Below are 22,801 nucleotides of genomic sequence, written 5' to 3' on the forward strand. Positions count from 1 at the left end.
AATTTATTCACTCATCTACAAGTTAGTTTTAGTTCTTTAGTACAAGCTTAGTTTTACTTGTTCTTTAATCCTATGTCTTTTGTACGTATAAATTTTTCTCCAAAAGACAAGTAAGATATGATATCAACATAATCGATCATTTTATCCAAATTAAATAATACAAAGAACGAAAGATATTCTTCCAAATACTTTGTAGCAATTCCTTTATAAGGGCTAAACCATCTCATTATATTCATCATAATATATCCTACCCTGTCATCCTCTTTTCTTTCTTTTAATGACTTTTTGTTGTGTTCTTTTGCTATTGCAGTAATATATCTGTCGTTATATGGAACAATATAAGATCCTTTTTGGATTTTAGAGTATACTTTTTCATAAAATATTCCCCTCATCCAACAATCCTTGAATGCAGGCAGAACAAGCATTGAATCTTCGTCTCCTTTTGCTGCTATAATCCAAATATTACTTCTTTTAGTTGTTGTTATATTTCGACATCCCTTAAAGTTTTCTACTACTATTGTTTTATTAATATGTACAGCTCCTTCTAGTTTATTTGGTATGCTATCTACTTTTAATCCATGCAAGATTTTATGTCTCCAATAAAATGCTGTTCCTAAACTTATTTTTAATTTAGCAGCACAAAACCGTAATGACTTCCTTTTTATCATTAATTCAACAAATTTTATCCATTTATTTAGATCTTTCTTTGAATAACTCCATAGTGAATTTGTAGTATTTGAGAAAGTTCTTTCACATTTTTTACATTTATATCTTTGTATTCCCTTATATGACCCATATTTAATATGTTTTTTCCCGCCACAAATTGGACAGCATTCAATATTCTTATTTTTATAAATTTCTTTTTCCAAAAAACTATTTATATGCTCTTTTAATTCATTTAAATTCACACTTTTTTGTATCAAAAAGGTTCACCTCTTACTATAGTCTTTAATTTTTATTAATATTCAAATTGCAGTTAGTACTTACACTTATTGTTAACTAAAATACATATTTACTTCCTTTTTAATACTTGACATATAATTCAATTTCTAAACATATTAACAACATTTCTTTAAAACAGCCACTACGGAAATAAATATTACTATGTGATGGTGAATAATTAAGTTATTTAAATAATAATTGATAAATTTTCATCGTTATAATTTCCAATAGACCAATAAAAAGAAGCTGTTTCAAAATAATTTTAAAAATCATTTTGAAACAGCCCTATTAATTCTACATTATAAATTCAAGAAATCCTGTACGGAAAAGTGAATGTCCAAAAAGTGAGAGTCTAAATTTTATATTTGGGATCCCGAACTTTCTCTTTATAGCTTTTATATTTGGACACATGAACTTTCTCTTTGAGCTTCAACCATAATTGGTCACAGACTACCCATAAAGGGCATCAATTGTACATTGTTAATTGCAACATAATATAAATACTATTTTAATTCAAAAAGATATTCATCCTTTTTTGCTGTAGATTTATTAGTGCTATCATCCACTTTTTGTATGGTAACATCAGTAATAAATTTGTTGTGATCTGGGCTAAAAATAAAGTCCCTAGTAGTATTATAGCCCTCTTTTTCATTATTTTTAAATAATTTATCTGTTACAACAAATTTATTTCCATCTAATTTTCCGTACATAGCTATATTTTTATTTCTATCTTCACCATCACCCAAATATGTATAACAAACAAATTCATTTTTATAATCTATTGATTGAATTACTAAATTTTTTCCTTCATAATTTTCATTATATCTAGTGATTTTATTATTATCAAAATCTACCCTATATATTCTATCTTTATCATAATATATTCTATCTTTATCATATTTTTTTCGATTTTCTTCTGTGCAATCAACTAATAAGGTTCCATCTTCAAACACATTTTTGATTATTGGCATACTTAATTCCATAGATGATTTCTCTCCCGTTTCCAAATTTAATTTGGTTAATTCAGAAAATTCTCCTCCTATATAAACATTTTTACCTGTTAAATCAAATTTGCAATTAATTCCAGCCATAGAATAACCTGCTTCAATGGTATTTTTTTTATTATCTTTGTAATTTAGTATTGTATATTTTGCTGTATCCTCTGCTGTATCTTTTAATTTTATATTGCTAATATACGAAATATAACCATCTTTAATTAACTGCACACGAATCAACCCTAAATCCATTTTCTCTTTTGAATCTTTAATCCATGGAAATCCATCTTTAAATTCTTTATCAAGGTCTAATACTTCTTCAAGTTTTCTTTCCTTAACATCATATACAAATGCTTGTTTTGTATTTCCAAGTAATATTATCCCATCCTTCTCCTTACCATATATTCTTGTTATATTCTTTTCATTTAATATTTTAGTGCTCTGTTCACTCTCCAAATTATAACTATATAAAATTACTTTTTCTTCTGTTCTTTCTGCTGTTAAAAGATTCTCGTCATCTATCCAAAATAGTATATCTTGATTATCTAATCCATTTAATTTTTCTTTTAATACAGGTTCATTTCTAAGTTTATTATCCTCAGCTTTTATCAGAGCATCCTTTTTTACGTCCTCCGAAACCTTAATTTCTTTTGTTTTAGCACATCCACTTACTATAACTGCTACTGCTATAAATCCGATAATCATAGTTTTACTTATATGTTTCATTGCAATTCCCCCTAATGAAATTTAGACATATTCAAAAAGTTTGCTATATCTAATGAGATTTTCATGTTTTGTAGTTTTACTAAAATTATTCAATATTTTATAATATATAAAATACTGCTTAACTACCTATTTAGAATATATCTTCTATGAAACATATTACTTTTTTCATATTTCAAACGTTATAAAAATCGTTACAAACATATTAACTTTACATTAACTTTTACAACATTTTCTACAATCTCTATTGTTATCTCTCCATTATGTTCTTCTACAATTAACTTAGATATATATAATCCTAAACCATTCCCCTCTAATTCAGTAGCATTTTCCCCTCTTATAAATGGTTCAAAAGCCTTTTCCTCAAAGCCTGCACTTAAATTACAGCTTTTATTTGAGATTGCTATGTTATAATAATCATCCTTTTTATTTCCTGCAATTTCTATATCTCCGTAGTCTATTGAATACTTATAAGCATTTTCAAGCAAATTTAGTAACAAACTTTTTATTTCATCATATATGCCAGTAATATTACATTCCTCAACATTCAATTTAACTTTTATACTATTGTTATTTCTAATTTTCATTTCTTCTGAAACTTTATTTAACATTATCCCAATATTAAACTCACTTTTTTCTTTGCTTAAGATTTGTCCTCTTGAAACCTCCAATATACTAGAAATCATATTATTTAATTTGTTGCTTTCCTTTTCAATAGAATTTATTGCCTGTTTTCTAAATTTTTCATTGCTATAATTTGTTTGTAAAAGTTCTGCATATCCAGATATTGAGGTCAAAGGTGTTTTTAATTCATGAGTAATATTACAAAAAAAATCTCTTCTACTTTTCTCTAAGTTATGAGTTACTTCTATCTGCTTTTTTATCTTTTTCCTCATTTTATTATATTCATAAGCTAAATCACTAATTTCATCTTTATTTGTATACTCTAATACCTCATATCCATAGTTGCCTTTTGAAATTTCCCTAACCCCTTTTAATAAATTCTCGATAGGTCGTGTTGATTTTCTCATTATAAGGTTAGTTAAAATTAATATTATTAAAAAGAAAAAGCTCTCTACTCCTGTAAAAAGAATATATATATTACTGTTATTTTTAACTATCTCATTATAATCTCTAATAATTTCAACTATTCCAACCAATTCTTCTTTAGAATAAAGAGGATATGCAAAATATCCTTTATACTCATTATTTTCCTGGGTAAAATATATGTATGCTTTATTATTCTTTGCTTGAGCTATATGTGCATTTATGCTTTTGTTTACTTCACCTTTCACACTTTGATATTGCAGTTCCCCATTAACATCATAAATACCTATAGTGGAATTACTATATTCGGATAATTTCATTGCTATGTTAGGAGAATTACTTATTAAATTTTGCTTATCTAGATTTTTACCATTTATCATAAAATACTGATTAATAAATTCTGTAGAGTTATTTTGTTGCATGATCATATCGTTCTTTATAGTACTATTGCTACTATAATCTATAATATTTTTTACAACTATATTTAAAATGACACCCCCTAAAATCAGTAAAATCCCAACTCTTATAGTTATTTTTGTTCTTAACTTTCTATTTTTCATATAGCTACCTCAACTTATATCCCACACCAAATACTGTTTCAATGTATTTATTTTCATTATCCTCAATCTTAGCTCTTAGCCTTCTAATATGTACATCTACAGTTCTTAATTCTCCAAAATAATCATAGCTCCATATTTTATTCAAAAGCTGTTCCCTTGAAAATACCTTTCCTTTATTAGTTGCTAATAGATGAAGCACTTCATATTCCTTAGGTCTTAAACTTATTTCTATTCCCTTCTTAATCACAACTCTGCCATCTTCATCTATATATGTCTCTTTTCCTATTTCTATTAAGTTACTTTCTTTTTCTAATTTTGTAGCTTTATCTATTCTCTGCAATGATTTATTAACTCGTGCTATTACTTCTTTTATATGAAAAGGTTTAGTAATATAATCATCAGCTCCTATTTCTAATCCCAATACCTTGTCCACAATATCGTCTTTAGCAGTAACCATAATTACTGGAATATCCCTTTCTTGCTGTATTTTTTTGCATACCTCAAATCCATTTATATCAGGCAACATCAAATCTAAAAGAACTAAATCTGGTTTAAATTCATTATTTTTATTTAAAGCCTCTATTCCATTTTTACTGTTATCCACTGTAAATCCTTCTGTTTCAAGAGCAAATGTAAGCATTTCTCTTATACTATTATCATCCTCTACGACTAAAATTCTATTTCCCATATCCTCACCTCATATTTTAGATTATATTACCATTCTAACATTTATTTGTTACATAAATGTTTCTTTATGTAAAACTTAGATATATAAAAGAAAATAGTAAATCAATCCATAATTCTAAAAAACAAAAACATGTCCTAACTAAAATTGTTACATAAGTGCAATTTTAATACTGAACATGCTTTTATTTTTATATTTGCCTTATCATCCAAATTATTATTTAACCTTAAAAGTCTTTGGCGAAAATCTATAAACTGAATAAAGCGCTATAATTATGTATGCAATAGTAATTGCAAGTACCATCCAAACAAAATATGTTGGAGGTGTTTTAATCTTTAAGCATAAATAACAACCCCAATATGTAACTCCATTAATTATACTAAAATATGGACTTTTCATTTTTAGTTCTGTTGTATATGGCTGCAATATGTAATACAAAAATAAATCATGTACAGAAAAAAACAATGATAAAATCAAAATCATAAATACCATTGGTATCATTCTTATAAAGGTTTCTGCCCCGCTCATAATTACAAGAATAGTAAGTGAAGTTGATAATACCAATGCTGGAATTAAATTAATAAAGGCAACTTTAAATAGTCTTATTTTAAAATTTTGAAGAATTACTCTTTTATCACGATAAAAGCCATATCTAAGAAGACTTATATCGCAATTATAAAACATTGCTTTCGTTATTCTCTTAGAATTAGAAAGCATATACATTATAAATACAAGTCCTGGAAATATATTATAAATTCCTTCAAAAAATTTATGCATAAAACTAGGGACTATAATTTGCGCTATAAAACTTATAGCAAAGAGTATTACAATTATAATAAGTTCTATAAACATAGGCTTGTACAAAAGTTTCTTATGTCTCTTAAAAAAAATTGCATTTAAGTATTCATATCCTTCTTTATTATTAAATAATTTAGAATTTAATTCTGACTTTTCAAACTCTTTTTCATCTATCTTTACATCTTCAAATTTTATCTCATTTAATTTATATTCATCTACAAATAATTCAGTTAACCTATTAGCGCTATTAAATGCCTTATAATATAATTTATAATTTAAAATATATGAAATACTAGCAATTCCACTTATAAGTATAATTAACATAACGACAGGATTTAACAAGTATTTATCTATTGGCAATATTACATGAAAAACAACTGGTACATATGCTACTGACAACATTAAGACACAATAAATTATTACAAAAATATATTTTTTGCATAATATTATATTCTTCTTTTCAAAAACAAATAAATGAAATGCTTCACCTATAAATCTAAACATAGTAATCAAAAATGCTAAAGCAATTCCTTGAAAAATTGTTCCACCTAAAACCTTACTTGCAATAATTAATGTAGGTAACAAACATATAAACCCCCATATATTTGCTCCAAATACAATTGAAATGCCATAATCTTTTGCTCTCATCTTCATTAACTTGACACAAATAAATTTTTCTTTACTAGAATCTAATACTTTAGAAATTGCAAATGCTCCAATCATAAAACTAAGTACAAATAGTAAATATACAAACACAGAATATTTATTTTCTCTACTATAATCTTTATATAGAAAGAATATAGGTAAACCTATTGCAATTACAACATATACAATTGATTCTATAAATCCATTAACACCCTTACTTATTAACACAAATATAGAAATAATCTTTTTAATTTTTAATTCTTTATATACTGTATCCTTCAATAGCCTTCCTATTAATGGTATGTATTTAAAATAGTAAATTAAGAAATTAATTCTATTTGACATATTAATCTTATAAATATTTTTTAAAGTTTCAATCATTTTTCATCATCCTTTAAAAGTTCTATTACTTTTTCTTCAAACTTACTGCTTTTTAACATTTCATGATCAATTTGTTCTAGTTTACCATCACTAAGCACTACAATTTCATCACATAAATCTGTAGCAAGCTGTAAAATATGAGTGGAAAATATAATTATGTGGTCATGCTTTATTTCTTTTAATATTTTTTTAATTTCTAATGCCACAACAACATCTAAAGAAGTAAGAGGTTCATCAAGTAATATTACAGGCGGTCTTGCTATTATGAAACATAACATTTGAAGTTTATTTTTCATACCATGTGAATATCCCTTTATTAATCTATGCCTATCATCCTGTTCAATTTTCATCATATCAAAATAATCATCAACAGTTTTTAATTCAATAATAGTATTTTTGTTTATGTCTATAAAAAACTTTACGAACTCATATCCTGTAAGAAATTCTGGAAGAATTGGAGTTGAGAAAACATAACCTATATCATCATTATCTAGATCCATTTCCATCCCATCACTATGTAAAATAGCACTTCCTTCATCTTGAATAACTTCACCACTTAAACAATTAAAAAGAGTAGTTTTTCCTGCTCCATTTCTCCCTAGGAGTCCATATATTTTTCCTTTTTCAAAAGTAAAATTCATATCTTTTAGTACATGTTTACTTTCAAAAGATTTCTTAATGCCTTTTAATTCTAGTTGCATATTATTTCCCCCCGTATTTGTATCAATGAAATATTTTTATTTCATTTTATAAATCCATCTTATCTCATATAATATTATACAGAAAAATATTCCCTGCATCCTTAATTCAATCTTAAATCTAGTTATTGTTAATCTTAATTTCAATTACCATTCAAAAGTTCTATAAATATAAAAATCCTAAAGTAGATAATCTTTAAAATTTAATTCTACTTTAGGCTGATTTTAATAATCTTTATTAATACTATTCTGTTTAGTAAAGTATACACTACTTTATATTACTCATATTTTTCTTTTGTCTCATCAATAAATTCTGGCAATTTCCTTGTTAAAGTTATCATATGTTTTAATTTATTGACTTCTGATTTATCAGCTGCCTTATCATAATCCACACTTTTTGTTAATTCATCTATATAGTCAACTATACATCTTTAACTTTTATCAAACAGTCTTTCCTATAAAAAGCCATCCCATATTTTATTATATCTTCATAGCCTTCTTCATTCAGCTCTTCTTCATACTTCATTTTTTCTATCTGCTCAAGGGCTTTATCGCATTTAGTAAATAACTCTTTTGGTTTGTCACATACCTTTATTTCTATAATTACTGCACGCTGAAATATCGAAAGGGGGCGTATATAAATATCACTTCTGCCGTCTCCTGCTTCTCGGTTTGATTTTACTATATATCCATCAATACCTGACAATACTCCAACAACAAATCCATGATAAAAGTTCTCGTATGCATCATTAAAACTTATAGTTTTTCTCAAAAGCCAGTTCCGCAAGCTGTTTACTATACATTAAAAAAAGCAGTAGAATTAACTACTGCGCTGCGTTAAATATCATCATCATCATCTTCAAATAATTCAATATCTTTTATGTCCACTACTAAGTCAGAAAACCTACTAGACTTTATTTCTTCCTCTAGGAATTTATATTCACCTTTTAATTCATAGTGTTCATTTTCTAAACCATATACAAAAACTTTTTTAGTCATTGGATCTGCTATCCAGTATTCAGGTACTCCATATTTTTGATATGTTTCTTTTTTAATTTCCGTATCATCCGTGGAGTTACTAGGACTTAATATCTCCACAATTAACTGAGGTATACCTAAAAGTCCTCTCTTAAATATCTGCTCTTTATCACAATATACAGCTATGTCTGGAATAATTTCAGCTTTTTTTGCACTTATCAATTCTTTTAACCTTGCAAAATCTTTCTTTAATTCTGATGGATTATCTCTTGTCAGAAATAAAGAACTCTCTATAGCAACTTTACATTTACCATTAAAATACTTCTCTAACTGCATATAAATTTTACCTTCAATTTGCATATGGTTATACTGTGGCCTAGGTGACATCATCACAATACCATTAATCCATTCTTCTTTAATTAAATTGTTCTCCATCTCATCCACTCCCATCAAAAATACTCTATATTCTATATTATATCTTATTATGATGTTTTACTGTAGCTTTTTAGAGGTTTTCATCAAGTGAAACTTAATTCAGGTAGGGTTTGATCCCTAGCTGAATTTTAGGTGAACTTTTTATTAAAACATATTTTTATTTTCTACTATAAAATCTTTTTGATCTTCTATATACTGAATTAATGGTTTTATATCATCTTTTGAAGCCGCACCTAATGCACTCTTATATTTGTCAGCTGATTCACCATTCATATACTTTAGTTCTAGTCTATTATCTAATAACTGCTTTAAATATATGAATCGTCCTATTCTACCATTGCCATGTTGAAACGGATGAATAACTTCAAATTCTAAATGAAATCTTGCTATATCGTCAATTGTTACTTTTTCCAGTGAATTAAAATTATTGATTAAAATATTTAACTTATCTTCAACTTCTAAAGGACTTGCTGTTTCAAAATCAGCTCCAAGTGTTTTGTTTTGATATTTTTTAAATATTCCAGCAAGCCCCATATCATATAAACTAGTTCTATACATTAGACTACCATGCCATTCTTTTATCATGTCTAAAGTCAGCTTTTTATCTAAAGTATCAATTACCATATCAAATGTATAAAATGAATTTACTGTTTCTTGAACATCATCTAGTTTATGAGTTCCCTTAACTATATTCTTTTCAAATAAAAGTTGCAGAGCTTCTGTTGTAAACGTACTTCCTTCTATTTTATTTGAATGATATATAAAATCATATTTTAGTATTTCATTTAGTGAATTATGAATTCCTTTAGTTTCTTGTAGTACTTGAAGAAATTTTTTATAATCTACATATTGCATTCTTACACTCCCCCTTTCTGTTTTGTTAATCCAAATTCTTCTCTGCTCATAGCATTAGTTATAGAAACATTTTGTTTTATATAACTTACTATTTTAATTTCATCTTCATTGAGCCTTACATCGTTTATAATCCTAGTGCTTCCATCTTGTATATCATCTGAATTTTCAAAATCAAACATACTAGAAAGCAGATATTTAGTTTCTCTCCCAACACCATCTGCTTCTTATATTTATATTTTATTAGTCCTAAAATCTATAATTTACTTTATAAATAACTATGTTTTTATTTTAGCATTAATAATGTTAATTTTGTTCACATTATTATCTTTATTTTATTGTACTTATCCACAAAATTATTTTATTTGTTCATATCTATTATATCCAATATACTATTTATCTAAAATACATTAGTCCATATATTACTAATTAAATACCAAATCAAGCTGTAGTATAACACTACACCTTAAAAGTTTCACTTTATATAAGCTTTAAACTGCATTGCATTTTTCATATAAGTATCTCCATACATCTCCCCCACAAATATCAAATTACCTATGTTTTATGCTCTTTCAATTCAGCTATATTAATATTATAATATCTTTATTACTTTACCCAAATTCCACTATCATCAACCTTCCACCCATCAGCAGTAACACAATCACAATACATCCTCCCATGCTCATTAAAGCAATAGCAAGCATCGTCAATCCAAACCCACAAAGGCTTATCAGTGCTTCCCCTTACCATCTTGCAACTTCCATCTAAGTAATACCAAAACTTATCACTTTCATCATAATACCAGGCGTCTTGCAAAGCATATCCCCTACTATCAAATATATACCAATCCCACTCAATCTCTTTCCAACCATTATCCGCTGTATAATAATATTTATTTTTAATATCGGTGCAAAACCACCATCCAACATCATTCCTATTCCAACCCAATTTCCAAGCATTATTCCCTAAACTTTTAACACCAACCAACCCATTAACAATAGCTCTTGCAATTACCTCTTGATTATAAATATCAGCATCATCACTATCTGCAAATAAACATTCAACTAAAATTGCAGGCATAACAGTTCTATTGAGAACAATAAGATTCCTTGTCTTCACTCCTCTATTAGTTAAATTCAAAGCATTAGCCAAGCCCTTGCTTACCTTAACTGCATATTGATTAGCTATCTCTGACTTTCCAGAAACGCAAACCTCAGGGCCAGTACCTCCCCCTGCATTAATATGAATCTCCACATATAATTCAACATCTGAATATTTTGCTATATCATTAGCTTCATTTGCTCTTACATAACAATCCTCAAAGTTATAATTATTGCTTTCATCTACCCTAAGTAAATTAACCGTATGTCCTTTTTCCTGTAAATAAGCTATAACCAAAGATCCAATTGCTCGCGTGCAATTACTTTCATCAAGTCTTGCAATTACACCACACCCAATATTCCCACTAGCAGTATGCCCAATTGCTATTATAAAATCACTCATTTTTTACACCCTCCTTCAAAAGTGAAGTTCCAAATTTTATATTTGGCTCACTGAACTTTCTCTGTGAGCATTTCTTAATTTCTCATATAAGATCTTCCAATAAAAAAATCCCACATCCAATTTAAAACTCAATTAATTTCTACTTGCATATAAGATATACACCTTTAAAAAAGGTGCGCTAGCACAATCAAGATCTTCTCACCTTTTTAAAAAGCAGCTATGCTGCAACCAAGAACTTCAAAAAAAATTCCACATCCAACTTAAAACTAATTTAATTTCTCCTTCCATATAAGATATACACCTTTAAAAAAGGTGCGCCAGCACAATCAAGAACTTCCCACCTCCAAAAACACAGCTATCCTGCAATTAAGAATTTTTTTCACCCTATATAAGATATATGAATTTTTACCATATATACTATATATAGGGATTATTTTTATAATTACCTCTATATAAAAACTAATAATTTCAAATCAACAAAGGAGGTCTTATGAATTTTATATACATTGAGGAATTAGTTACCAACTGCAAAAATGGTGATACACTATCAAAAGAAAAATTAGCCGAGGAGTTTAGGCCTTTAATCTTTAATATTTCTAAAAGAACCTTCATTCATGGATATGCAATACATGATATTCAAAATGAATGTTACAAAACTCTATTTAACTGTGTTTCCTTATATAATTTAGAAAAACATAGATTCGTTGCTTATGCTAGTAATTCAATAAGAAATAATATAAATGATTTAATCAAAAGAATTAAAATCAGAAGTCTTACTGAAGGAAACGATGCTTTAAGTTTACATGATGATGTTGAAAAAGATCTGCCAGATATGGATATTAGCTTAGAAGATTTATTATGTGAGGAATGCGATTATCAAGAATTAAGATTAGCTCTTAATAATTTAACTGAAGAGGAAAAGGAGCTTATTGATTTCATCTTTTATAAGAACAATACAGTTCAAACTTATGCTTATTATAAAAACCTGTGCTACTCTACTGCTAATCTTAAAAAGAAAGTTACCTTAAAGAAAATCTTTAATTATATCAATCTGCATTATAATCAAAATGAATATACTAATTAAATATATTCTCAAAAAAATCCAAGACTATTCTTGGATTTTTTTTTGATTGTGCCTAATTATCTTTCTACATTTATTCTGTCTGCTCAACACTAAAACTACTAACAACACACTCCAAAATTTATTTGCAGCTCAAAAATTCTCACTGCTATTATTGATATATATTAAAAAACTAAAAATCACAAAGAAATAACTAACTTTTCTAACCTAATAACTCCTTAACCCGCATTTTACAAGCAAATTCTAAAATTCTATAATTCTAAAGTTTTAAAATTCTATAATTCTAAAGTTCTTAAATTGTTAAATTTTTTATAACTTTAGAATTCTTAATAAACTAACATATATCCTTATTAAGAGACTCTCAAACTTAGAGCTTCAAAAAATTTGCCAAGGAGGACACAGAATATATGGGACGAAAAAAAGACTCAAAGCCACCTATAAATGATTTTGAATATGATGAAGGTCAAGTTTATGGATTTACTGATGAAGCTCCTATAGTTGGAAATGTTATTGCATCTTTTTCTTGTAATAATGCTTCTGAAATTCAAACCCTTGAACTTAATCCAGCATCTAAAATTACTGATAATGATCATAATAATAATAGTACTACTACTGGAGCAGCAACCAATGAAACTTTCACTTCAGATAATAATATCACTAAGGACAATATTAATATTGAAACTAACACCACTGATCAAAGACAATTAAAAAATATTTCTACCTCTACAAAAGATATATTTGATAATAGAAGAACTCCACTTCCCAATCGTGCCACTCCAACTATAAAAAGAACCTATACCCTTAGAGATTCTACAATAAGAAAAATAAATGAACTAAAGAACGTACATCCTGATATCAATGTATGTGTTAGTAGCATAGTTGATATTGCTTTGGACCACTATCATAATTACATTTTAATTGAAGGTGGTACACAATAATTTATAATTACAACATATATACATGAATATTTTTAATGATCCTAAATAATTATTTATCCTTTAATATGAAATAATATACTTTTGCACATATAACCAATATAGGAGGTGATGATTTATGGAAGTTAACCAATTAATTAACCTGATAGTTAACAATGGGTTTGCTATAGCTGTTGCTGCATATTTGCTTATTCGCTTAGAAAAACAAATTAATAATTTATCAAGTTCAATTAATAAACTCAATACCATAATATCAACAAAGCTTGGTGTTGTTATAAATGCAGCTGGATCTGATGATGATTCTCATAAAGTAGCATGAGAAATAGGCAATAAACTTTTAATTTAATGTTTATTGCCTTTAATATTGTTCATATTTGGGACTTTGGTAATACACAAGTTAATAATATTGTGTATTACTACATATCTATTAAGGCACAATTAAAAAAATAACAAGTCAATTTGTCTCCTTGCCTGATGAAAAATATTCATGGCAACTTTGGACTTGTTATTTATTTTCATGTGTCTAACATAATGATTTTCTTCTAATACTTCTATATATATAAGCACAGATAGAAAATGTAAGTATAATCAATCCATCAATAGATTTAGGAACATTCAATATTTTTATATCAAGTAATATATATAAACATGCTAATGAAAAATAGATGATATAAAATAATAAATCTGTTCTATCAAGCTTTCTTTTCATTACTATCATCTCCTCTAACTTTGCCTTTATATATTAATTATATCATATCTTGTAAATTTATCATTATTTAATTTGTTATTTAGTATCTACTTCATAAATTAGTATTCTGTATAATCACATACACATATTATATTATAATTGTATTTGTTTACAAGTTATTCATATACTATATGAACATTATTGTCTGACATAGTTATTTTTTAAATCTTTAATTTTAAAAAATAACTATGTTGCTGTAGGCAAAAAGAATATTACGAACCAATAATCATAATATTGTAGTCCTATATAGACTATAAATCAATTATGATTATGATAATACAATGCCTTTTTCTATTTTATTTCCTTTTAAAAATTCTTTTACCTCAAGAGGTTTCCCCCCTGGAAACTGTAATATTTCTATAATCAGAATACCGTTATTGGTGGCAACTGTAATTCCTTCATTATTTGCATCTATGATATAACCAGGTGGTTTAATAATATTTGCCTCTAATGACTTGGATTTGAATATTTTAACTGGAATATCTTTATAATAAGTAAAAGCAGTTGACCATGAGTTTATATTTTTATATGGCCAAGAACTCAATCCTCTTATTAAATTATGTATGTTAATACTACTGTCATTCCAATTAATCTTTGCCATTTGCTTGTTTAACATCTGTACATAAGAACTTCCATCACTCTGTTGTTTTACCCCACAAATTTCACCTGTGATAATTCCATTTATTGTTTCCTCTAACAGTTCAGCACCGTTTATTTTTAATAATTGGTACAATTCTCCTGCTGTCGTAGATTCAGATATGTCAAACTCACTTCTCATAAGGATATCACCCGTATCTATACCAGTATCCATTAGTATAGTTGTATTTCCAGTTGTTATTTCCCCATTTATCAAACTCCAATTTATTGGTGATGACCCCCTATACATTGGGAGGAGAGATGCATGTAGATTAATACATCCGAGTCTTGGTATGTCAAGTATATCCTTAGTTATGATTTGACCATATGCTACAACAATAATAAAATCAGGTTTTATTTCTTTTAATTTATCAATAATTACAGAGTCTGTTCTTATTTTTTCGGGCTGAAAAATTGGAATTTGATTCGATAGTCCGACCTCTTTGATTGGTGAAATTGCTACCTTTTTCCCTCTTCCACTTGGTTTATCAGGTTGTGTTACAATCGCACTTACATTATATTTCTCTATCATTTTCTTCAATGAGGGAACTGCAAAATCAGGAGTTCCCATAAAAACTATTTTCATTATTAATACCTCCCTTTGATACTACAAAATATATTTTGTAGTTATTCATTAGTTACACAACTTATTGTGAATGATATAGGATTCAACACATACATTACCAGTACCACAAACAGGGTCTTCTGCTGCTCCAGCAAAGGGAGCAATAGCCCTCATATGATAACTATATTTTCAAATTTATGTTATTATCTTCAAAATTATCCTAAACACATGCATTTTTATTTTTTCCTTGAATTACGTTTAATTCATTCACCTTTTTTATCTCATGATATATAAAAATTAAAGATATCATTGCAGTTAAAAAATCAGATAACGGAACAGATACAAAAACACCAGTGACTTTAAGAAATATTGGGATGACTAACATTAATGGTATTATAAATAAAAATGGTTTCATTATTGATAAAAATAATGCAGGTTTAGGTTTGCCAATATACTGAAAAAAACTTGCAGCAATTACTTGAACACCTACTAAAGGACTCATAAGTATCAGTACTCTTAAAATAGGAATAGTCAATGCTATTAATTCATTATCAGATGTAAAAACCCCTACTATTTTATTTGTAAAACCAATAATTATAACTAAAAATCCTAATGAAATTACAACTGATGTTAAAATTCCAAGCTTTAAGCTTTGTTTTACTCTATTGAATTTTTTAGCACCATAATTAAATCCTATAATAGGCTGAAGAGCTTGTCTAATCCCATACATAGGAATGGTAATAAACCCGAATATACGATTATATATACCAATTGCAGAAATATATAAGTCAGATCCTCCATAAATTCTTAATGAATTATTTAATACTATGGCTAGAATTCCATAAGCTAGTTGAGTCATAAAAGTAGATGCTCCTAAAGAAATCGCTTCCTTTAATAACTTTATATTGATTGTTAAATTTTTAACTTTCGATCCAAAAATTTTGCTGTTAAAACAGATATATACCAATAAGAATATGAAACATATTGTTTGTGAAATGTCTGTAGCAATGGCAGCTCCTTTTATCCCATATTTAAGCCTTGTAACCAATATGTAATCTAACGGAATATTAATTACAGGTCCTATTATCATGCTTATCATAGCAATATTAGCATGTCCTTCTGATTGTATGATGCTATTGGAAACAATACTAAAAACGAAGAAAATACTGCAATATAAAGTAATTCTAAAAAATGTTACAGCATAGGGTAGTATAGTTTCAACAGAACCAAAAATATACAATATAGGTCTCATGAAAGTCAGTCCTATAACCATAATTAAAATTCCTAATAGAACAGAGGATGTTAATGCAGTACCCACAGCCTTTTCTGCTTTTAGTTTATTTCCGGCTCCAAGACTTCTTGACGTTATAGAAGCAATTCCAACTCCAATCATTTGAGAAAGAGCCAGTATTATTTGTTGAATAGGAAAGACTATAGTTAAAGCTGCAATTCCTAAACTACCATTAGGCTGATTCCCTATAAAAATTGCATCAATAACATTATATAATACATTAGCTAAAAATACACATACGGCAGGAAGCGAAAACTTAAAGAGTAATGTTTTCATATTACCTTCCAAAATAAAATTTTCAAGTTCAGTCATATTATTACCTCCAAAAAGTTATATTGAATTATATATTTATAATAGATTGTTAATTATAAATCCATTGCTATGCATTAAAAAAATTGTGTATCTAAATTATGTTTTTTTCAAAACAAACTGCTTCAGGTTTATTTACATACTTGCCGTAATTAGAAATACGATGATAACCTTTTTTTTCATAGAATGATACTGCTCTTTTATTAATCAATCGGGTTTCAAGCCAAATAGCGGAGTACCCTAATTTTTGTGCTTGATTCTCTAAATGATGCAAAATTTCACTTCCCACGCCAATCGCTTTAGTCTTAGCAAACATTCTTTTAACCTCAGCAACATCTTGATTAATAGGTCGTATTGCTCCACAGCCTATGGCCTCACCATATTCATTATATGCTACTACAAATAAAGAACGTGGAACACAAACATCATTAGAATTAAAAGAGTTTTTTCCACTATCACCTGTTATAAGTTTTAAATTCTCAGATAGTTTCTTCATTAAATCAATAGCATCTTGTGTATTAGGTTGTGTCTCTGTAATTCTCATAATTGTACCCTCCTTTCACATGAATCAATAGTGTACATGTATGTTAAATTCGCATTAAATTACTGTTGCATCTTAAAAGAAGATGGTGAATTAAATTTATATAATATATACATCTACTACAAATCAAGATACCAAATAAATTGTACCTCAAACCTGCTATCAACATCATCAATATAAGCATATTCATCAATCGTTCTTAAAATTGCTCCCTGTTTGTGATAAAACTTACAAGCGGGAACATTATTATTTTGACATTCGATTTTCATTTGTTTAAAACCATTGCTTCTTGACCAATCTACAGCTAAATCAAACAATTTCTGTCCTATACCCTGGTGTTTATATGTATCAGATACACGTATATCCCATAACACAGTCATATCATCTCTTCCATCAAGCATATGTATATCAGCAGTTTTTGAAACAATTGTTACTGCACCAATAGGTTTTTCATCATCAAATGCCATAAAAAATGCCCAGTTTGTTATATCAAATTTTTCACTAAACTTTGTTGCATTTGCATGTTTTGAAAAATCTCGTACATAATTTTTAACTGGTACTTCTTTTAAAAGAATACCTCCAAGCCCGTTATTAATTCTATCTAATACATAATAACTCTTTACATAAACTCGCATAGGAATTGTATCGTATTCTTCAAAGTAATTACAATCAATTCTTTTATAACTTATCATTATATCCTCCAATTAAAATTAATCTTCTTTCTTTACAATAATCTACTATTCTGTATCATTCCATACACATATTATATTATAATTGTATTTATCTACAAGTTATTCATATACCATATGAACATTATTTTCTAACAAAGTCACATTTTAAATCTTTAATTTTAAAAAATAGCTATGTTGCTGTAGGCAAAAAGAATATGGTGTATAATATTCCAAAGGAGTGATTTTATGATGCCTTCTAAGGATTTTTATATGTGCAATGAACAAGACATGATTCCATTAGTTGAATTATTAATCAGTTTAAAAAAAGATTATGATTTTTCAATTAGTTGTATTGAAAAGGTCACAAAAACTCCATCTGGAAACATAGATAATTTTCTAAAAAATAAAAATGAAATAACTTATGAGCAAAGTACTCGTATTTCATTGGTAGCAACATCATTTAAACATGCTTGCGACCAGTTTTTTTATAACTTCAAATAATAAAATTCTGTTATGAAAGGGTGAGGAATAAAGTGGAGAATAAAATAAGATTTGAGAAAGAAAAAAAGAAAATGCTTATGTTAATTGGTATTGGAATAGTATTAGCAATATTATTTTCAATTTATGCATTTATGTATGTTAATATAGACAATCACTTATTTAGTTTAGAAAGCATATTTGTTATTGCTATTATAATTTTGTATCCAATGGGAATTGTATATGGATTGAATTCAATAATAGGTCTATATAAAAAAATGGCAGATAACTTGCTTGTAGGAACAACAGCAACAACGGCATTTTCTATACTAATTATTGAAATTATTGGAGTTATTATTGGTATTTGCTTTGGTTGGATATGGGGATTGTATAAGGCTATAGTTACATTAATTCAATTAAAAAGGATAATACAAATGTAAATTAGTGGAATTCATTCTAAGAGTTCCATTAATTCATGATTTACGAAGATTGTTAATTAACTACTAAACATACAATAATTAATATTTACATAGGAGTATTACCTCCAAATTACGTTAATAGATTGTCCAACCTTTTTTTAATAAAATTGCTATATGCAACTTATTATAAAATATTGCTAATATAATATTAAATAAAATAATATGAATAGTACCTTTATAAAAATAAGGTACATTGGGAAAAATAAAGATACTTAATAATACTCCTATTATATGTAATAATAGAAATATACTAAATTCTATATAATCCTTATAATCCTTTCTTATTAACAGAGCGTAATAAGATATTAGTAAAATATCTATTGAAAATCCTGTATCACATTTAACAATTTCATTTTCTCTTCTTAACTCCATAATTTCACACTCTTTTCTTATATATTTTAGTGGGTTATAGATGATGGCATTGAATAAGAGTATTGCCCCTAATTCAATAAATGGAACCAAAAATCATAATTTTAGAGATAGTTTACTTGCCCATAATGTTATGAGTATTGGTAAAATGAATAAAATTTAAAATAGAATAATTGTCAAGATATCCACCTCTTTATAGTTCACCATAATTTACTACTTCAAAAAATAAAACTACGTACTATTTAATTTCCGCAAAAATTTCATGTATATTTCCATCTGGGTCAGCAAATAGTGCTGTTCTTTGATTCCAAGGCATATCTTGTGGTTCATGAACAGATGTTGCTCCTTTAGAGATTAACTCCTTAAATGATTCATCAACATCATTGGGATTTTCACATGGGAAAGCAAGTTCAAAGCCTTGTCCAAATAACTCTTTCCTATATTCGCTACTATACACATACATAACATCTCTCATACAAATAGCAAACCTTGCTCCATCGTTTTCAAATTCAACATAATTACCAAGGTCATTTCCAATTCTAAATCCAAGAACTTGATTATAGAAATTTTTCATTTTATCTATATCATTTGTCCAAATCGTAATAAGATTAATTTGTGCTTTCATCGTATATTTTTCCCCTTTCTTAATTTAACATATAGTTCGCTTTAATTTACTATTCTGTATAATCACATACACATATTATATTATAATTGTATTTATTTACAAGTTATTCGTATACTTATGAACATTAGACACAATCAAAAAAATAACAAATATACTTGTACAAATATTTTTAATTCATCAACATTATAAGACATATTTTTACATTTTCATATGGTATAATCTATATATTAAAAATATTTATCACAAGGTAAGCGTAAAAAAATTAACGGATAGATAAATGTAAGTCTCTATTGTTAAAATTAACATAGATTTTAACAATGGAGGTTTATTTACATGAATAATAATGAGAAGATAAATTGGAGAGAAATTGTTGCTACCTTTTCTTCTTACGAAGGAACGTTAGGAACTTTCTGCAATGCAAATCACATTACTAAAAGTCAATTTCATTACTATAAAAAGAAATTCAAGAATGAAGATAATAATTTACAGTTTCATGCAATTTCAATGAGAGAAGAAAAAGTAACAACTGAAGTCACCGTAGTTCCAGCTGATAGACCTAATATAATAATAGAAATAGGAGCCGCTAAAATATATGTACCGGCTAATGAAATAGCTATTTTGAGTAAGTTGCTTAAGGATTTGATTACAAATGTTTAATCTTAATAAAGTTAATACAGTTTATCTTGCATGTGGAATAACAGATTTGAGAAAAAGTATTGATGGACTAGTAGTGATTGTGCAAACGCAGCTAAAGTTGGATCCGTTTGAAAAAGCCTTGTTTGTTTTTTGCAATAGGCAAATGAATAAAATTAAGATACTTCACTTTGATGAAGGATTCTGGCTGTACTATTTCCGACTTGAAAATAGTAAATTGAAATGGCCGATGACTCCAGACGAAGCTCTTAAAATCAACAAAGAGGAATTGAAATGGTTGCTTATGGGATATGAAGTTAGAACTAAGTCTAAATTTAAGCCAATTGAAGTAAGAAATAGCTTTTAAAACAAATATCGCTGTAAACCCTTAATTTTGAACTTTTACAAGTTTCGGAATTGAGGGTTTTGTGGTAAAATACCCCTATATTTGTTGTGAGGTATAGGGATGGATATTTTAGATTTAGAAGATCAACTTGATAAAAAAACAAAATTATTGATTTCTAAAATGGAAAAAGACATTGAATCAAAAGATAAGGAAATTGATGATTTAAAAAAGGAATTGGCTTTTCTTAAAGGACAGCTCCTTAATAAAAACAGAAAAATTTTTGGACAATCTAGTGAACAAGTTGATTCAAGACAGCTCTCACTTTTTAATGATGCTGAAAAAAACAGTGATATTAAAATAGATGAGCCTTCCATTGAAGAAATTACATATACAAGAAAAAAATCATCTTCTCATTTAGGAAAGAAAGATAATCTATCCGGCCTAGATAGAGTTACAATTGAGCATAAACTTGCTGACTCTGAAACATTTTGCGATAAATGTGGGAATGATTTAATTATAATCGGTAAAAAATCAAAAGAAATTTTAAAATATAAGCCAGCAGAACTTTACATAGAAGAACATATTTCATATACATATGCTTGCAAAAATTGCGAAGCGGATGCTGATAAAGCCAATATAATTTCTGCAAAAATTCCAAATACTTTCTTATATAAAAGTATGGCTTCAAATGAATTATTAGCTCATGTTGTGAGCATGAAATATCAATATGCAATGCCATTATATAGAATGGAATCATATTTTAAGATGATGAATGTTAATCTTTCAAGACAGACATTATCCAACTGGATAATAAGTTGTGCAAATGAACTTCAGCCTGTTTTTCATTATATGAAAGAGGAACTCTTAAGAAGAAATTATATCCACGCCGATGAAACTTATGTGAAGGTTATTGAGGAAAATGGAAAAGACTCCAACTCAAAAAGGTTCATGTGGCTATATCGCTCCGGAGGCATAGAGAACCATATAATTTTATATGATTATCAGAAAACAAGATCTGGTTCTTGTGCTGAAGAATTTCTTGAAGGTTTCTCTGGATATCTTCAAACAGATGGATATGATGGCTATAATAAAGTTAAGAATATAAAAAGACTATATTGTATGGCCCATATTCGAAGAAAATTCTTTGATATAATATCAACCTTAAACCCCGAAGCTCTAAAGCAGTCTCACGCAATAGAAGGGTTTAATTATTGTGAGCGACTTTATAAAGTTGAAAAAGATCTAAGGGAACAATATATATGTAGTGATGATTATTATGGTGATCGACATGCAATAAGGCTCAAGAGATCTGCACCCATTCTTAATAAATTTCAAGAATATGTAGATAATGAAATTGTTAATGCTCTTCCTAAAAGTCCTTTAGGTAAAGCTCTTGCATATGCTCAAAAGTTGTTGCCATATATGAGAACTTTCTTGACAAATGGATGTCTTGAAATTGATAATAATGCAGCTGAAAGAGCTATAAAACCATTTGTAATTGGCAGAAAAAACTGGATGTTCTCCAAGACAGTAAAAGGCGCAAAATCAAGTGCATTACTTTATAGTATTACTGAAACGGCTAAAGCCAATGGCTTAGCAGTGGAAAAGTATTTAGTATATTTATTTGAAATGTTTGCAAATTCAGAAGTTAAGGAAATGGACATACTAGAAAAATGTATGCCATGGTCTGAAAGCATTCCAGATGAACTGCGCGTTAAGACTACCAAATAATTATTTCTATATAAAATTATACCCAACAGAGAATATAAGTTTTTCTGTTGGGTTTATTTTATCACTTAAATTATACTACCGCTACGCGTCGATTCTTTGACGCTTACATCACAAGGAAGTGA

25 protein-coding genes and 2 pseudogenes are annotated in these 22,801 nt (G+C 27.7%); 8 read left to right on the forward strand and 19 right to left on the reverse strand.

Features of this window, described 5'->3' with window-relative positions; all coding sequences use genetic code 11:
- Positions 1–53: 53 nt before the first annotated feature.
- The 11 genes and pseudogenes from psyc5s11_RS24620 to psyc5s11_RS24670 all read right to left on the reverse strand — a co-directional run bounded on the left by psyc5s11_RS24620 (position 54) and on the right by psyc5s11_RS24670 (position 11,242).
- A complete protein-coding gene (locus psyc5s11_RS24620; RefSeq protein WP_224035096.1) occupies positions 54–923 on the reverse strand; it encodes an IS1/IS1595 family N-terminal zinc-binding domain-containing protein in 870 nt (289 codons plus the stop codon).
- Positions 924–1,445: 522 nt separating this feature from the next.
- The gene (locus psyc5s11_RS24625; RefSeq protein ID WP_224035097.1) at positions 1,446–2,663 is read right to left on the reverse strand and encodes a hypothetical protein; all 1,218 of its coding nucleotides are present in this window, start codon (positions 2,661–2,663) and stop codon (positions 1,446–1,448) included.
- 191 nt (positions 2,664–2,854) lie between these two features.
- Entirely contained in the window at positions 2,855–4,267 is a 1,413-nt protein-coding gene (locus psyc5s11_RS24630; RefSeq protein WP_224035098.1) for a sensor histidine kinase, read from the reverse strand.
- A gap of 4 nt (positions 4,268–4,271) precedes the next feature.
- Positions 4,272–4,955: a response regulator transcription factor gene (locus psyc5s11_RS24635; RefSeq protein ID WP_224035099.1), complete on the reverse strand. Its 684-nt coding sequence runs from the start codon at positions 4,953–4,955 to the stop codon at positions 4,272–4,274.
- Between the two features lie 213 nt (positions 4,956–5,168).
- Positions 5,169–6,776 carry a hypothetical protein gene (locus tag psyc5s11_RS24640; protein WP_224035100.1) on the reverse strand — a complete coding sequence of 536 codons (1,608 nt, stop codon included), beginning with the start codon at positions 6,774–6,776 and terminating at the stop codon, positions 5,169–5,171.
- A complete protein-coding gene (locus psyc5s11_RS24645; protein ID WP_224035101.1) occupies positions 6,773–7,477 on the reverse strand; it encodes an ABC transporter ATP-binding protein in 705 nt (234 codons plus the stop codon). The genes psyc5s11_RS24640 and psyc5s11_RS24645 overlap by 4 nt, the downstream gene beginning before the upstream one ends.
- Positions 7,478–7,895: 418 nt before the next feature.
- Positions 7,896–8,255 (reverse strand): annotated as a pseudogene (locus psyc5s11_RS24650) (PD-(D/E)XK nuclease domain-containing protein); the annotation flags it as partial.
- A 56-nt stretch (positions 8,256–8,311) separates the two neighbouring features.
- The gene (locus psyc5s11_RS24655) at positions 8,312–8,887 is read right to left on the reverse strand and encodes a Uma2 family endonuclease (protein ID WP_224035103.1); all 576 of its coding nucleotides are present in this window, start codon (positions 8,885–8,887) and stop codon (positions 8,312–8,314) included.
- A 144-nt stretch (positions 8,888–9,031) separates the two neighbouring features.
- Positions 9,032–9,742, reverse strand: a complete 711-nt coding sequence (locus psyc5s11_RS24660; RefSeq protein ID WP_224035104.1) for a Fic family protein — start codon at positions 9,740–9,742, stop codon at positions 9,032–9,034.
- A 2-nt stretch (positions 9,743–9,744) separates the two neighbouring features.
- Positions 9,745–9,921, reverse strand: a complete 177-nt coding sequence (locus psyc5s11_RS24665; protein ID WP_224035105.1) for a hypothetical protein — start codon at positions 9,919–9,921, stop codon at positions 9,745–9,747.
- A 424-nt stretch (positions 9,922–10,345) separates the two neighbouring features.
- The gene (locus tag psyc5s11_RS24670; protein WP_224035106.1) at positions 10,346–11,242 is read right to left on the reverse strand and encodes an N-acetylmuramoyl-L-alanine amidase; all 897 of its coding nucleotides are present in this window, start codon (positions 11,240–11,242) and stop codon (positions 10,346–10,348) included.
- Positions 11,243–11,732: 490 nt separating this feature from the next.
- Here psyc5s11_RS24670 and psyc5s11_RS24675 point away from each other — a divergent pair, with 490 nt between their 5' ends.
- The 3 genes from psyc5s11_RS24675 to psyc5s11_RS24685 all read left to right on the forward strand — a co-directional run bounded on the left by psyc5s11_RS24675 (position 11,733) and on the right by psyc5s11_RS24685 (position 13,577).
- A complete protein-coding gene (locus psyc5s11_RS24675) occupies positions 11,733–12,326 on the forward strand; it encodes a sigma-70 family RNA polymerase sigma factor (RefSeq protein WP_224035107.1) in 594 nt (197 codons plus the stop codon).
- 404 nt (positions 12,327–12,730) lie between these two features.
- Positions 12,731–13,261 (forward strand): hypothetical protein, encoded by a 531-nt coding sequence (locus psyc5s11_RS24680; protein ID WP_224035108.1) that lies wholly within the window; start codon positions 12,731–12,733, stop codon positions 13,259–13,261.
- A 115-nt stretch (positions 13,262–13,376) separates the two neighbouring features.
- A complete protein-coding gene (locus psyc5s11_RS24685; protein WP_224035109.1) occupies positions 13,377–13,577 on the forward strand; it encodes a YvrJ family protein in 201 nt (66 codons plus the stop codon).
- A 204-nt stretch (positions 13,578–13,781) separates the two neighbouring features.
- On the opposite strand, the gene psyc5s11_RS24690 is transcribed toward psyc5s11_RS24685, so the two are convergent.
- The 6 genes and pseudogenes from psyc5s11_RS24690 to psyc5s11_RS24715 all read right to left on the reverse strand — a co-directional run bounded on the left by psyc5s11_RS24690 (position 13,782) and on the right by psyc5s11_RS24715 (position 18,040).
- Positions 13,782–13,967 (reverse strand): hypothetical protein, encoded by a 186-nt coding sequence (locus psyc5s11_RS24690; RefSeq protein ID WP_224035110.1) that lies wholly within the window; start codon positions 13,965–13,967, stop codon positions 13,782–13,784.
- Positions 13,968–14,274: 307 nt separating this feature from the next.
- Positions 14,275–15,228 carry a methionyl-tRNA formyltransferase gene (fmt, locus tag psyc5s11_RS24695; RefSeq protein WP_224035111.1) on the reverse strand — a complete coding sequence of 318 codons (954 nt, stop codon included), beginning with the start codon at positions 15,226–15,228 and terminating at the stop codon, positions 14,275–14,277.
- Between the two features lie 48 nt (positions 15,229–15,276).
- Positions 15,277–15,384: pseudogene (locus tag psyc5s11_RS24700) on the reverse strand (hypothetical protein); the annotation flags it as partial.
- 43 nt (positions 15,385–15,427) lie between these two features.
- A complete protein-coding gene (locus tag psyc5s11_RS24705; protein WP_224035113.1) occupies positions 15,428–16,810 on the reverse strand; it encodes an MATE family efflux transporter in 1,383 nt (460 codons plus the stop codon).
- Positions 16,811–16,901: 91 nt separating this feature from the next.
- Positions 16,902–17,351 carry a GNAT family N-acetyltransferase gene (locus psyc5s11_RS24710; RefSeq protein ID WP_224035114.1) on the reverse strand — a complete coding sequence of 150 codons (450 nt, stop codon included), beginning with the start codon at positions 17,349–17,351 and terminating at the stop codon, positions 16,902–16,904.
- Between the two features lie 116 nt (positions 17,352–17,467).
- Positions 17,468–18,040, reverse strand: coding sequence for a GNAT family N-acetyltransferase (locus psyc5s11_RS24715; RefSeq protein WP_224035115.1), 573 nt, complete (start codon positions 18,038–18,040; stop codon positions 17,468–17,470).
- A gap of 225 nt (positions 18,041–18,265) precedes the next feature.
- Between psyc5s11_RS24715 and psyc5s11_RS24720 the strand changes: the two genes are divergently transcribed.
- Both psyc5s11_RS24720 and psyc5s11_RS24725 read left to right on the forward strand, forming a co-directional pair.
- Entirely contained in the window at positions 18,266–18,520 is a 255-nt protein-coding gene (locus tag psyc5s11_RS24720) for a hypothetical protein (protein ID WP_224035116.1), read from the forward strand.
- Positions 18,521–18,552: 32 nt separating this feature from the next.
- Positions 18,553–18,936 carry a hypothetical protein gene (locus tag psyc5s11_RS24725; protein WP_224035117.1) on the forward strand — a complete coding sequence of 128 codons (384 nt, stop codon included), beginning with the start codon at positions 18,553–18,555 and terminating at the stop codon, positions 18,934–18,936.
- A 114-nt stretch (positions 18,937–19,050) separates the two neighbouring features.
- Here psyc5s11_RS24725 and psyc5s11_RS24730 read toward each other — a convergent pair whose 3' ends face one another.
- Both psyc5s11_RS24730 and psyc5s11_RS24735 read right to left on the reverse strand, forming a co-directional pair.
- The gene (locus psyc5s11_RS24730) at positions 19,051–19,347 is read right to left on the reverse strand and encodes a hypothetical protein (RefSeq protein WP_224035118.1); all 297 of its coding nucleotides are present in this window, start codon (positions 19,345–19,347) and stop codon (positions 19,051–19,053) included.
- A gap of 235 nt (positions 19,348–19,582) precedes the next feature.
- A complete protein-coding gene (locus tag psyc5s11_RS24735; RefSeq protein ID WP_224035119.1) occupies positions 19,583–19,969 on the reverse strand; it encodes a VOC family protein in 387 nt (128 codons plus the stop codon).
- Positions 19,970–20,302: 333 nt separating this feature from the next.
- Between psyc5s11_RS24735 and tnpA the strand changes: the two genes are divergently transcribed.
- The 3 genes from tnpA (at position 20,303) to tnpC (ending at position 22,679) form a co-directional block, all read left to right on the forward strand.
- Positions 20,303–20,626 (forward strand): IS66 family insertion sequence element accessory protein TnpA, encoded by a 324-nt coding sequence (gene tnpA / locus psyc5s11_RS24740; RefSeq protein ID WP_224033074.1) that lies wholly within the window; start codon positions 20,303–20,305, stop codon positions 20,624–20,626.
- Positions 20,619–20,969, forward strand: coding sequence for an IS66 family insertion sequence element accessory protein TnpB (gene tnpB, locus psyc5s11_RS24745; protein ID WP_224033073.1), 351 nt, complete (start codon positions 20,619–20,621; stop codon positions 20,967–20,969). Before tnpA ends, tnpB begins: the two co-directional genes overlap by 8 nt.
- A 99-nt stretch (positions 20,970–21,068) precedes the next feature.
- The gene (gene tnpC / locus psyc5s11_RS24750) at positions 21,069–22,679 is read left to right on the forward strand and encodes an IS66 family transposase (RefSeq protein WP_224033632.1); all 1,611 of its coding nucleotides are present in this window, start codon (positions 21,069–21,071) and stop codon (positions 22,677–22,679) included.
- The last annotated feature ends 122 nt before the right edge of the window (positions 22,680–22,801 follow it).

This window comes from Clostridium gelidum (assembly GCF_019977655.1).
Classification (GTDB): domain Bacteria; phylum Bacillota; class Clostridia; order Clostridiales; family Clostridiaceae; genus Clostridium; species Clostridium gelidum.